This window comes from Blautia aquisgranensis, from assembly GCF_040096615.1.
Classification (GTDB): Bacteria; Bacillota; Clostridia; order Lachnospirales; family Lachnospiraceae; genus Blautia_A; species Blautia_A aquisgranensis.
Map to the genome: position 1 here is coordinate 245,342 of NZ_JBBMEJ010000002.1, position 14,182 is coordinate 259,523.

At 46.9% G+C, this 14,182-nt stretch carries 7 protein-coding genes; 5 read left to right on the forward strand and 2 right to left on the reverse strand.

Annotation, left to right across the window (positions count from 1 at the left end; genetic code table 11):
• The first annotated feature begins 22 nt into the window (after positions 1-22).
• From rpoB to WMO28_RS03080, 5 genes are all read left to right on the forward strand, one after another.
• The gene (gene rpoB / locus WMO28_RS03060; protein ID WP_349056020.1) at positions 23-3,880 is read left to right on the forward strand and encodes a DNA-directed RNA polymerase subunit beta; all 3,858 of its coding nucleotides are present in this window, start codon (positions 23-25) and stop codon (positions 3,878-3,880) included.
• A 17-nt stretch (positions 3,881-3,897) separates the two neighbouring features.
• Complete coding sequence (rpoC, locus tag WMO28_RS03065) at positions 3,898-7,596, forward strand: DNA-directed RNA polymerase subunit beta' (RefSeq protein WP_349056021.1); 3,699 nt, start codon at positions 3,898-3,900, stop codon at positions 7,594-7,596.
• Positions 7,597-7,701: 105 nt separating this feature from the next.
• Positions 7,702-9,627: a protein kinase domain-containing protein gene (locus WMO28_RS03070; RefSeq protein WP_178643533.1), complete on the forward strand. Its 1,926-nt coding sequence runs from the start codon at positions 7,702-7,704 to the stop codon at positions 9,625-9,627.
• Positions 9,628-9,657: 30 nt separating this feature from the next.
• Positions 9,658-10,473, forward strand: a complete 816-nt coding sequence (locus tag WMO28_RS03075) for a protein phosphatase 2C domain-containing protein (RefSeq protein WP_178643531.1) — start codon at positions 9,658-9,660, stop codon at positions 10,471-10,473.
• Between the two features lie 51 nt (positions 10,474-10,524).
• The gene (locus tag WMO28_RS03080; RefSeq protein ID WP_178643529.1) at positions 10,525-11,751 is read left to right on the forward strand and encodes a hypothetical protein; all 1,227 of its coding nucleotides are present in this window, start codon (positions 10,525-10,527) and stop codon (positions 11,749-11,751) included.
• 128 nt (positions 11,752-11,879) lie between these two features.
• On the opposite strand, the gene WMO28_RS03085 is transcribed toward WMO28_RS03080, so the two are convergent.
• Together WMO28_RS03085 and WMO28_RS03090 are read right to left on the reverse strand one after the other, a co-directional pair.
• On the reverse strand, positions 11,880-13,019 hold the full coding sequence (locus tag WMO28_RS03085; protein WP_178643527.1) for a serine hydrolase: 1,140 nt from the start codon (positions 13,017-13,019) through the stop codon (positions 11,880-11,882).
• A gap of 15 nt (positions 13,020-13,034) precedes the next feature.
• Positions 13,035-14,069 carry an N-acetylmuramoyl-L-alanine amidase gene (locus WMO28_RS03090; RefSeq protein ID WP_349056022.1) on the reverse strand — a complete coding sequence of 345 codons (1,035 nt, stop codon included), beginning with the start codon at positions 14,067-14,069 and terminating at the stop codon, positions 13,035-13,037.
• Positions 14,070-14,182 lie beyond the last annotated feature (113 nt).

A 14,182-nucleotide genomic window follows, 5' to 3' on the forward strand; every position in this document is an offset into this window, starting at 1 on the left:
AAAAAACAGGGGTGAAACGTCAATGGAAAAAAACAGAATTCGTTCTGTAAAAACTGGAAAAAGCATGCGTATGAGCTACCAGAGACAAAAAGAAGTCCTGGAAATGCCAAACCTGATCGAAGTTCAGAAAGATTCCTACCAGTGGTTTCTTGACGAAGGTTTAAAAGAAGTATTTGATGATATTTCTCCGATCGCAGATTACGGCGGAAAGCTCAGTCTGGAATTCATCGATTTCACATACGATGAAAAAGATGCAAAATATTCCATCGAGCAGTGTAAAGAACGTGACGTGACTTATGCCGCACCTTTGAAGGTTCGAGTAAGGCTGATCAATAAGGAAACAGAAGAGATCAACGAACACGAGATTTTCATGGGAGATTTACCGCTGATGACAGCTACGGGTACCTTTGTTATCAATGGTGCTGAGCGTGTTATTGTCAGCCAGTTAGTACGTTCCCCTGGAATCTACTACGCGATCGCTCATGATAAGCTTGGTAAGAGACTGTTTTCCAGTACTGTAATTCCGAACAGAGGTGCATGGCTGGAGTACGAGACAGATTCAAATGATGTATTTTATGTACGTGTAGACAGAACAAGAAAGGTTCCGATCACTGTTCTGATCCGTGCACTGGGCATTGGAACCAATGCTGAGATCATTGATCTGTTTGGTGAAGAGCCAAAGATCCTTGCCAGCTTTACAAAGGATACCTCCACAAACTATCAGGAAGGTCTCCTTGAGCTGTATAAGAAGATCCGTCCGGGCGAGCCGCTTGCAGTAGAGAGCGCAGAGAGCCTGATCATGGCAATGTTCTTCGATCCGAGAAGATATGACCTTGCCAAAGTCGGACGTTATAAATTTAATAAGAAGCTTCATTTCAATAAACGTATCGTAGGCCACAAGCTTTCTCAGGATGTTGTAGATACAACAACAGGTGAGATCCTTGCTGAGGCTGAGACACTTGTTACAAAAGAGCTTGCTGATACATTACAGAATTCCGCAGTTCCGTACGTATGGATCCAGGGTGAGGAGAGAGAAATCAAAGTCCTTTCCAGCCTTATGGTTGATATCCGTCACTATCTGCCGGAGCTTGAGAATCCGAAGTCCCTGGGTGTTACAGAATTAGTATACTACCCAGTGCTCGAAAAAATTCTGGAAGAAAATGACACATTTGAGGACAGATGTGAGGCAATCAAACGTGATATCCACGACCTGATTCCGAAGCACATCACCAAGGAAGATATCCTTGCGTCCATCAATTACAATATGCATCTGGAGTATGGCCTTGGAAACGATGATGATATCGACCATCTGGGCAACCGTCGTATCCGTGCTGTCGGTGAGCTGCTTCAGAATCAGTATCGTATCGGTCTTTCCAGACTTGAGCGTGTGGTACGTGAGAGAATGACAACACAGGACACAGAGAGCATTTCTCCGCAGTCCCTGATCAATATCAAACCTGTAACTGCAGCAGTTAAGGAGTTCTTTGGTTCTTCCCAGCTGTCACAGTTCATGGACCAGAACAACCCGCTTGGAGAGCTGACTCATAAGAGAAGACTTTCCGCACTGGGACCTGGCGGTCTGTCACGAGACAGAGCCGGATTCGAGGTTCGAGACGTACATTATTCCCATTACGGAAGAATGTGCCCGATCGAGACTCCTGAGGGACCGAACATCGGTCTTATCAACTCCCTTGCATCCTATGCAAGAATCAACCAGTACGGTTTTGTAGAGGCTCCGTACAGAAAGATCGACAAGAGCGATCCTTCCAATCCGCGTGTAACCGATGAGGTTGTATACATGACAGCGGATGAGGAAGATAATTACCATGTAGCACAGGCGAATGAGCCTCTGGATGAGGAAGGCCACTTCATTCATAAGAATGTATCCGGTCGTTACCGTGAGGAGACTCAGGAGTACGAGCAGCATATGTTTGATTACATGGACGTATCTCCTAGAATGGTATTCTCCGTTGCTACAGCCCTGATTCCGTTCTTGCAGAACGATGATGCGAACCGTGCGCTGATGGGATCCAACATGCAGCGTCAGGCCGTTCCGCTTCTTACAACAGAGGCTCCGGTTGTTGGTACAGGTATGGAGACCAAGACAGCCGTTGACTCCGGTGTATGCGTTGTTGCAAGAAAAGCAGGTACAGTACTTCGTTCTACATCTACAGATATCACCATCAAGAATGATGACGGAACAAAGGATGATTACCATCTGACTAAGTTCATGCGAAGCAACCAGAGCAACTGCTACAACCAGAGACCGATCGTGTTCCAGGGAGAGCATGTTGAGGCTGGACAGGTTATCGCAGATGGTCCGTCTACATCCAATGGTGAGCTTGCACTTGGTAAGAACCCTCTGATCGGATTTATGACCTGGGAAGGTTATAACTACGAGGATGCTGTTCTTCTTAGTGAGAGACTTGTACAGAATGATGTTTATACATCTGTCCATATCGAGGAATATGAGGCAGAGTCCCGTGATACTAAGCTGGGACCGGAAGAGATCACACGTGACGTTCCGGGTGTCGGCGATGATGCTCTGAAAGATCTGGATGAGCGAGGTATCATCCGTATCGGTGCTGAGGTACGTGCCGGTGATATCCTTGTTGGTAAGGTTACTCCTAAGGGAGAGACAGAGCTTACTGCTGAGGAGCGTCTCCTTCGTGCTATCTTCGGTGAGAAGGCAAGAGAGGTACGTGATACTTCCCTTAAGGTACCGCACGGTGAATATGGTATTATCGTAGATGCCAAGGTATTTACAAGAGAGAACGGCGATGAGCTGAGCCCTGGAGTAAATCAGGCAGTACGTATTTATATTGCACAGAAGAGAAAGATCTCCGTTGGTGATAAGATGGCTGGTCGTCATGGTAACAAGGGTGTCGTTTCCCGTGTACTTCCTGTTGAGGATATGCCATTCCTTCCGAACGGACGTCCGCTCGATATCGTGCTGAACCCTCTGGGTGTACCTTCCCGAATGAATATCGGACAGGTCCTGGAGATCCATTTAAGTCTTGCTGCCAAAGCACTTGGCTTTAATATTGCAACACCTGTATTCGATGGCGCCAACGAGGTTGATATCCAGGATACTCTGGAGCTTGCCAACGATTACGTTAATACGGAAGACTTCGAGGAATTCCGTGAGAAATATAAAGACATTCTTGCACCGGATGTTATGCAGTACCTTGACGAGAACAAGGCTCACAGAGCACTCTGGAAGGGCGTTCCGATTTCCAGAGACGGTAAGGTAAGACTTCGTGACGGACGTACAGGAGAGTACTTTGACAGTCCTGTAACAATCGGTCACATGCACTACCTGAAACTGCATCATCTGGTAGACGATAAGATCCATGCACGTTCCACAGGTCCATACTCCCTGGTAACACAGCAGCCTCTGGGTGGTAAAGCTCAGTTTGGTGGACAGCGTTTCGGAGAGATGGAGGTTTGGGCACTGGAGGCATATGGTGCTTCCTACACACTGCAGGAGATCCTGACAGTGAAGTCTGATGATGTGATCGGACGTGTTAAGACCTATGAAGCAATCATCAAAGGTGACAACATTCCTGAGCCGGGTATTCCGGAGTCCTTCAAAGTACTTCTTAAAGAGCTCCAGTCTCTTGGTCTGGATGTTCGTGTGCTCAGCGAGGACGGATCAGAGGTACACATCATGGAGACTTCTGATTATGGAGATACTGATCTTCGTCACGTTATCGAGGGCGATTCCAGAGGACGCAGAGATGAGGAGTACTTTGGTAAGCACGGCTACACCAAGCAGGAGTTCAGCGGTGAAGAGCTTGTCAATGTAGAAGAAGATGAGGACATGGAAGAAGACGATGACATGATCGAATTCGAAGAGTCCTTTGATGATGAGGAATAAGAAAGGGGAAAGAATACATGGCAGAAACAACGAACGCCAATGAAACATATCAGCCAATGACTTTCGATGCCATCAAGATCGGACTGGCGTCCCCTGAGAAGATCAGAGAGTGGTCACACGGTGAGGTTTTAAAACCTGAAACAATCAACTACAGAACCTTGAAGCCTGAGAAGGACGGTCTTTTCTGCGAAAGAATTTTCGGACCGAGCAAGGACTGGGAGTGCCACTGTGGAAAGTACAAAAAAATTCGCTATAAAGGCGTTGTCTGCGACAGATGTGGTGTTGAAGTAACCAAATCTGCCGTTCGTAGAGAGCGTATGGGACACATCGAGCTTGCAGCTCCTGTATCTCATATCTGGTACTTCAAAGGAATTCCGTCCCGTATGGGTCTGATCCTTGACATTTCTCCGAGAACACTGGAGAAAGTGCTTTACTTTGCCAACTATATCGTTCTGGATCCTGCTGATTCAGGCCTTATGTACAAACAGGTACTCACCGAGCGTGAGTACCAGGAAGCACGTGAGTCCTATGGCGAAGGCTTCCGTGTAGGTATGGGTGCCGAGTCCATCATGGAGCTCCTCAAAGCTATCGATCTTGAGAAAGATTCCGCAGAGCTGAAGGCAGAGCTTGTTGATGCAACAGGACAGAAACGTGCAAGAATCATCAAACGTCTTGAGGTTGTGGAATCCTTCCGTGAGTCCGGCAACCGTCCTGAGTGGATGATCATGACCGTTATTCCGGTTATCCCGCCAGATCTTCGTCCTATGGTACAGCTGGACGGAGGACGTTTTGCAACATCTGACCTGAATGATCTTTACAGAAGAATCATCAACAGAAATAACCGTCTGAAAAGACTTCTGGAGCTTGGCGCTCCGGATATCATCGTCCGCAACGAGAAGCGTATGCTGCAGGAGGCTGTAGATGCCCTGATCGATAACGGACGCCGTGGACGTCCTGTAACAGGACCTGGAAACAGAGCCCTGAAATCTCTTTCCGATATGCTGAAAGGTAAATCCGGACGTTTCCGTCAGAACCTTCTCGGTAAACGAGTTGACTATTCCGGACGTTCTGTAATCGTCGTAGGACCGGAGCTGAAAATCTATCAGTGTGGTCTTCCGAAGGAGATGGCGATCGAGCTGTTCAAACCTTTCGTTATGAAAGAGCTTGTTGCCAACGGAACTTCCCACAACATCAAGAATGCCAAGAAAATGGTAGAGAAACTTGAGCCTGCAGTATGGGATGTCCTTGAGGATGTCATTAAAGAGCATCCGGTTATGCTTAACCGTGCACCTACACTGCATCGTCTGGGTATCCAGGCGTTCGAGCCGATCCTTGTAGAAGGTAAGGCGATCAAACTTCATCCGCTTGTTTGTACAGCGTTCAACGCTGACTTCGATGGTGACCAGATGGCCGTACATCTTCCGCTTTCCCAGGAAGCACAGGCAGAGTGCCGTTTCCTTCTGTTATCACCGAACAACCTTCTGAAGCCGTCAGATGGTGGTCCTGTAGCCGTTCCTTCACAGGATATGGTTCTTGGTATCTACTACCTGACTCAGGAGAGACCTGGAAACAAGGGTGAGGGCAAGTTCTTCAAGAGTATCAACGAGGCGATCCTCGCATACGAGAACAAGGTCATCACACTCCAGACCAAGATTATTGTACGCTGCCATAAGACAATGCCGGACGGAACTGTTTTAAGCGGCAATGTTCATTCCACACTTGGACGTTTCCTGTTCAACGAGATCCTTCCGCAGGATCTTGGATTCGTAGATAGAAGCGTACCTGGAAACGAACTGCTTCTTGAGGTTGACTTCCTTGTAGGTAAGAAACAGCTGAAGCAGATCCTTGAAAAAGTTATCAATACACACGGAGCAACAAAGACAGCCGAGGTACTTGACTCTGTTAAGGCTATGGGTTACAAATACTCCACACGTGCAGCCATGACCGTATCCATTTCCGATATGACCGTGCCACCGCAGAAGCCGGAGATGATCAAGCAGGCTCAGGATACTGTTGACCGTATTACAAAGAACTACAAACGTGGTCTTATCACTGAGGAAGAGCGTTACAAAGAGGTTGTTGATACCTGGAAGAAGACCGATGATGAGCTTACAAAAGCCCTTCTGACAGGTCTTGATAAGTACAACAACATCTTCATGATGGCTGACTCCGGAGCCCGTGGTTCCGATAAGCAGATCAAACAGCTTGCCGGAATGCGAGGACTTATGGCTGATACAACCGGTCATACAATCGAGCTCCCGATCAAGTCTAACTTCCGTGAAGGTCTTGACGTACTGGAGTACTTCATGTCAGCACATGGTGCTCGTAAGGGACTTTCCGATACAGCTCTTCGTACAGCCGATTCAGGATACCTGACAAGACGACTTGTTGATGTATCCCAGGATCTTATCGTTCGTGAGGCTGACTGCTGCGAGAACAGAGCAGAGATCTCAGGTATGGAAGTTCGTGGATTCATGGACGGAAAAGAAGAGATCGAGAGTCTTCAGGAGCGTATCACAGGAAGATTCTCCTGTGAGACAGTTAAGAATAAAGACGGAGAAATCCTTGTTAAAGCTAACCACATGATCACACCGAAGCGTGCTGCCCGTATCATGAAAGAGGGCGTAAGCAATACAACAGGCGGACCGATCGACAAACTGAAGATCCGTACCATCCTTTCCTGTAAGTGCAAGGTTGGTGTCTGCGCGAAATGTTATGGTGCGAACATGGCTACAGGTGAGCCGGTACAGGTTGGTGAGTCTGTTGGTATCATCGCAGCACAGTCTATCGGTGAGCCAGGTACACAGCTGACCATGCGTACTTTCCATACCGGTGGTGTTGCCGGTGGAGATATCACACAGGGTCTTCCTCGTGTCGAGGAGCTTTTTGAGGCAAGAAAGCCGAAGGGTCTTGCGATCATCACTGAGATCCCAGGTGTTGCCACGATCAACGACACTAAGAAGAAACGTGAGATCATTGTAAATGATCCGGAGACAGGTGATTCCAAGACTTACCTGATTCCTTACGGTTCCCGTATCAAAGTTATGGACGGACAGGTTCTTGAGGCCGGTGACGAGCTGACAGAAGGTAGTGTAAATCCGCATGACATCCTGAGAATCAAGGGTGTACGTGCTGTTCAGGATTACATGATCCGCGAGGTTCAGCGTGTTTATCGTCTGCAGGGTGTTGAGATCAACGATAAGCATATCGAGGTTATCGTTCATCAGATGCTGAAGAAGATCCGTATCGAAGATAACGGAGATACAGAGTTCCTGCCGGGAACACTTGTTGATGTCCTTGATTTCGAGGAAGTTAACGAGCAGCTTGAGGCAGAGGGCAAAGCACCGGCAGAAGGCAAACAGGTTATGCTTGGTATTACCAAGGCATCTCTTGCTACAAACTCCTTCCTGTCAGCAGCATCCTTCCAGGAGACAACAAAAGTCCTGACAGAAGCTGCTATCAAGGGTAAGGTCGATCCGCTGATCGGTCTGAAAGAGAACGTAATCATCGGTAAGCTGATTCCTGCAGGTACAGGTATGAAGCGTTACAGTGAGATTACTCTCGATACAGGAATGCCGGAAGTAAAAACTGCTTCTGAGGAGCCTGAGGACGCTGAGGAAATTTCCGTAGAGGAAGATAAGACTGAAACTGCTCCGGAAGAAGAGACCGCTGCTGTTGAAGAGACAACAGAGGAAACTGCACCGGTAGAAGAATAAGTCAATACCTTGCTAATATAAAAATAATCTCCCCCCGGAAATCCGGAGGGAGATTTCTGCATATAAACGGAATAATGAACGATTTCTGAGAAAGGAGGGATTGCGATGGACAAGGAACTGCCGATTTCCCCATGGCCGGAATGGAAGATCATAAGCAAGATCGGGGAAGGCTCTTTTGGAAGAGTATACAAAGCTCAGAGAACAGAGAAGGGACGTTCTTTTTACTCTGCAATTAAAATAATCACAATCCCCGCCAGTAAAGGGGAACTGGACAGTGTGCGCTCAGAATCCGGTGATGAGAAATCTGTCAGGGATTATTTCGAAAATCTGGTGGAGGAGTGCATTCAGGAAGTAAGCACCATGGAGTATTTCAGGGGAAATTCCCACATTGTATCCGTTGAAGATTACAAGGTGATGGAATATCTTGATGAGATTGGCTGGGATATTTTTATCCGCATGGAATATCTCACAAGCTTCATGGAATATTATGTGGGAAAAAATCTCACAGAAAAAGAAGTGATGAAGCTGGGCATAGACCTATGCAAGGCACTGGAATACTGCGGACAGCTTCACATCATTCACAGAGATATCAAGCCTGAGAATATTTTTGTATCCAGGTTTGGCGATTTCAAGCTGGGAGACTTCGGAATCGCCCGGGAACTTGAAAAAACCGTGAGTACCCTTTCCAAAAAAGGTACTTATTCTTATATGGCACCGGAGATGTACAGGGGAGAAAAGTACGATAACAGAGTGGACATCTATGCACTTGGCCTGGTGCTCTATAAGCTGATGAATCACAACCGGTTGCCATTTCTGAATCTGGAAAAGCAGCTGATCACATACCGGGACAAAGAGAATGCTCTTACCAGAAGAATGTCCGGGGAAAAACTTCCGTATCCGACAGATGTGGGAGAGGCTTTTGGCAAGGTCATTCTGAAGGCCTGTGCCTATGATGCGAAAGAGCGTTATCAGACACCGCATGAACTGAGGGAAGCGCTGGAAGATATCCGTTATGCTAAGGAAAATGTAGCATCTCCGAGGGCAAAACAGACAGAAGGCTCTGATTCTGTAACAATAAAAGAACGCCCTGTACCGGAATCAATGCCGAAATTTCTTCAGGAGGGTGCTACGAAGCAGCTTGCACGTACAAGTCAGCTGGATATAGAAGCTATCAGGGAAGCAAGACGAAATTATGACAGCTCTTCACGGAAAATAATACGTGGCGTTGCAGAATCTGGCAGTAAAGTGGCAGGACAGAACCGGCAGGGAACGCCGAACCTGTATCGTGACCAGGATACATCATCTCAGTCTTCGCAACAGACAGAAGCTGCATCTCAAGGTTCCGGATCTCCGCGGCAGAAAGTACAGCCCAAGGTCAGAACCATATCTGAGCTGGAGAATCTATCTGACGAACAGAATCTTCGGGAATGGAGCGATCCGCCGTCTGCTGAAGCAAAAAACAGCTCGACCGGACGGAAACGGATCGGAATTTCCTGGAAAATAAAAGCGGCTGCTATAGTAGCTGTCCTGATTTGTGGACTTCTGGTGGTGCGGATGATCCTGCGGCCGACCGATGGTTCAGGCTATTATGTAGATAATGATGCAGACGTTCTGGACAAAGGAAATTTCGGAACCACAGATGATTCAGATAAGAGTTTTGCAGAGGCACTGAGTACGATCCGTGAACATGCGACAACCATAGCGAATGCTCTGGATACATATAAACGTGAAGGCTCGGAGGGGGAACGCCTTCGCTACTATAATTCGTCAGGACAGGTTGCCAAGGTACTGGTGTATCCGGATTTTTCCGCAGATAGTGTTTATGAAGAATATTATTACTGGGATGAGCAGATGTTTTTCACATATGTCTGGAGCGGAGACGAGAAGCAATATTTTTATTATCAGGATGGACTTCTGATCCGCTGGATCGATAAGGACGGAAAGGTTCACGATCAGGAGAGCGACAATGACGAATATGTAGAACTGGGAGATAAGTACTGGAGCAATTCTGTAGTAGAACTTCAGCAGTAATGTCGCAGGGTTTTTACGAAAGGAAAAAGAATGGCCTATCAGATTGATTATGCATATACATGCCACACCGGGAAGGTGAGGGCAAATAATGAGGATAATTTCTGGTGCTGCGGTGTGCGCCTGCCGGTGCACAACCAGGGAGTTGATGGCATCCTGGCAGGTCATACACAGCACTGGCAGCTTCCGGTACTTGCTGTTTTTGACGGCATGGGCGGAGAGAGCTGCGGCGAGATGGCAGCTTCCGCAGCTGTGGAAGCACTGGGTGGTTTCTACGAAGAGAACCGTAAAAGTCTCAAAAAAGAGCCGGTAGATTTTCTTACAGGAGCCTGTGAAAATATGAACGATGCAGTCTGCCGTTACAGCAGAGAAAACCGCATCAACAGTATGGGGACAACCATGGCGCTTTTGTCCTTCAGCGAAAAGGCAATTTATGCCTGCAATCTGGGAGACAGCCGTATTTACCGCCACTTTCAGGGAAAACTTCAGCAGATATCCACAGATCATGTGATTGGCGGAAAAATGCTGGGCAAGGCGCCATTGACTCAGTATCTCGGCTTTCAGGAAGAGAACATGACACTGGAGCCTTCGATCGTGGAGATCGGTTATCAGGCAGGAAGCAGTTATCTGCTCTGCTCGGACGGAGTGACAGATATGCTTTCGGATGATGAGATTCAGTCTGTCTTAAACGGGACAGGAACAGCGGAGGAAAAAGTTTCAGAGCTTCTGGAGCAGGCACTGTCAAAGGGCGGCCGTGACAATGTGACCATGGTACTTGCACAGATCAGCGGCTGTGAGGAAAAAAATCCTCTGAAACGATGGGCAGAACGGTACAGTACCGGGAGATAAAAAATTTCTGCCAGGGAGTATAATATAAAAGGGATAAGGAGAGAATTTACGATGAGAAATCGAATGCAGGATCTTGATTTTGAACAGACAGTTGCCTTCGATTCAGTGAAGGACTTTGAGTTTACGAGAAAGGCGGCACAGAAATTCCGCCAGATCGTCAGTCTGGATTCCTTTGAGGATGAGGATGCGGACGTTATTTTTCATTATCTTTATAAAGAAATGGAGCTTGTCTCTTTCGGTGATTATCTGAAACGATATGTCTATGAGCGTGCAGAACTTGAGGAACCTTTTTCTCAGGTACCTCAGGAGGTTTATAAGGATATTGTGGTGGACTCCTTTAAGGAAACCTACACGCCAAAATCCATGTCACCGACTTCTGCCAAGCTGAGTTCACTGGTAAATAACTGGCTGACACAGGCTTCGGTGAAGAGAGAGACCGTTTTTCTTCTTGGCTTCGGACTCCGCATGAGCACGGAGGATGTATCAGATTTCCTGACAAGAGTTCTTCGTGAGCAGGATTTTGATTTTCACAATCCGGAGGAAGTGATCTACTGGTACTGCTATCAGAATCATCTGGGCTATTATAAGGCTGAGGAATATCGGGAAATCTATAAGAATCTTACTCCTGTGGAAAAAAAGACCGGCGAGATCGTCTACGGTACAGGGCTTTGTCTGGACAGCGAGGAAAAACTTCTGGAGTATCTGGCATATCTGAAAGGCAGATGTGATGATCCGAAATCGGAAAAAAGCCAGGCGTTCCAGGAATTTATGATTCTCCTGGAGCGGGCAAAAAAGATCATCGCAGCCATGTATCAGGAGGATGAAGAGGAAAACGGCGGCAAAAAGATCTGGAAGCCGGAGAATATCAATGCTTCGGATCTTGAGAAGGTTATCTGCAGCGGAATTCCTATTAACAAAATGGGCAACCTCAAAAAAATGTCAGCATCCATTCTGGCAAAACATTTCAGTCAGAAGCGTTTCAGCAGACAGAGGATCAACAACATCCTGAATCACAAATTTCCGGTAGAACGTTTTGATCTGATCACACTGGAGTTTTTTGTGATCTCGCAGGAAATGGAAGACGATGATCCGTATACAAGATACCGTCATTTTCTGGATGAGATTCAGGGAATCCTGGCACGCTGCGGAATGGGTGAGATCTACATAGTAAATCCATATGAATGTTTTATTCTTATGTGTCTTCTGACGGACTGTCCGCTGGCAGTGTTCTCTGAGATCTGGGAGAAATCCTATGAAGAAGGGGAAGAAAAGAATTAAAGCGAATCAGACGGATATTTGCAGTTTGGCAGGAGACTGCCTGATCAGATAAAAAAAGGATGATGCATCGAAATTGATGCATCATCCTTTTTGACTATGAGCAGTTTTTATTTAAATTGAGAAGAGACCTATTCATTATAATATCCGTAAATCATACGGCTGTCCTGTGCGATCACGCTCTGGGCAGCAGCAGTATCGTTAAGATCCTGAGACATGAAACATACGACAAGGTCGATACCTTTGGCTGTATCGTATATGATTCCGGCATCGTTCTCAACATTGTCCAGCTCGCCGGTTTTATTAGCAACCTTTACGCCATCCGGCATCTGAGCAGGGATCTTATTTGTTCTTGTCTGCATCTTCAGAAGATGGTACATGTATTCTGCACCTGCAAGCGTATCCTCTGTAGAAACACTCTTATCGGTCTGATAGATCGTTTTGAGGAATTTTCCACAGTCTTTTACTGAGGTGTAGTTATCTCCGTTGGAGTTGTCTGCAAGAAGAAGACGGCCCATGGAAGTGCTGGTGTAACCATGATCCTGACAGAACTTGTTCACACGTGCCATTCCGGCTGCATCATCGCCCCCGCCAAGATAATTGACCAGGGTGTTTGCCGCATTGTTGTCGCTGACTGTGATCATGGAGTTCAGAGCGTTATCCAGAGTGTCTTTGCCATATGTGGAGGAAAGGCTGTCGTAATCCTCATATACAGCACCCATGATATAAAGCTTGATAAGACTTGCTGCCTGCATCTGCTGATCATTGATGGCACCGTCAGTATTCTTTGCAAGGTTGCACACATATACGGACCAGGTACCGTTGTCTGTGGGAAGAAGAGACTGAACCTGATTCAGAAGATTATCCATGCTGGAATCAGAATTATCAGTAAAAGTGTTGCTTCCGCTGGAAGGGGAAAGTGTTCCTTCTTCCTGAGTTGTGGAAGAGCTGTCTGCACTGTCAGAAGAAGCAGCAGAATCCTGTGTATCTGCACTCTGGGAATTATCCTTAGTATCGTTCTGAGCTTCAGAGGCAGCAGAAGCTGCACTTGTAACAGTGGGATCGTCCGGATAAAGGGCATCCAGCTGGTCTGCTTTGCTGCTTAATTCCGCTGCAGAATCCGAAACCTCCTGGACATTCTTCTGCAGTTCATTGACCTTATTCTGAAGGCTGGCAAGCTTGTCCAGAGAACGGACATTCAGAGCGCCAAGCCCGATCAGGGCAACGGTAAGTACTGCGATCACAGTATATAAGAAAATATTTTTTTTCATAAGAGGCTCCTTTATTTATTGAAAATAAGCGTCAATTCCATTGGCGATTCCTTCGGCCATTGTCTGCTGGAAAGAGGAATCCGCCATCTTAAGATCATCATTCTGATTGGTCATAAACCCCATTTCCACGATCGTGACAGGAATGGTACTCCAGTTAATGCCTGTCATGGTGTCAGTGTAGATAATGCCACGGTTTTGAAAACCGGTGGCTGCACAGTAGGAATCGATAATACATTGTGAAAGCTTGTTGGAACTGTCATAAAGGCTGGAAACGTACGGATTCTGCTGGGAAGGGCACATGGTCAGTGCACCGGAAACCTCCGCGGAATCGTCACCGTTTGCGTGGATACGTACGCAGATCTCAGCACCTTTGGCAGTGACCAGCTCGGCGCGTTCTTTGTTGCTGATAGCAGTGTCATTGTCTGTTCTTGTCATAACGACCTGATAACCTCGCTGTTCCAGAATTTTCTGAAGAAGAAGGGATACATCCAGGTTCAGCTGATATTCCGGAAGCCCGCTGAAGGAACCGCGTGTTCCTGTTGAAGCTTTGGCTTTCATGGTGGAAGAGCCTGGACCGTTCGGTTCCGTGGCACTCATGTCGATATTTTCGCTCTGATGTCCGGGATCGATGCCTACAATGTGACCGTTGGAAGCTGCTGTGGAAGTATTTTCTCCGGATTCATTAACAAATCCTTCACCTCCGGCTTCACTGAAAACGGAAGGTTTGGAGTTCTTCTGGCTGTCCTCAGATTCTGCCTGCGGAGCACGTTCGTGTTTTGTGCTGCTGTTCCGGGCAGCCTGTTCTGTCTGGGAACGCTGCTGTAAATATTTGTCGGTTGCCTGTTTCTTCTCGATCTTGGCTGTATAAAGTTCGATATCCTCTTTCAGGGCTTTCTGCTTGGTTTTGACCGGTTCGATCACAGAATTCATTTTCTGATCAACAGCATCGATCTTCTGGTAAGTCTTATAGCTTAAACCAAAAAGCAGTCCAATACAGATAAGACCCGTCAGAAACAGGACGACCGCCATGAGATGGGGCTTTTTTTCCATATGTTCATGTCCTTTCTGGGTGGGTGTTTGTATTTGTAGAATATTATAAAGAAGGAGCTGGGAAAAAGCAATTACGAAATTAGTCTTGACAACGTGGAAAAATGTGATACTAT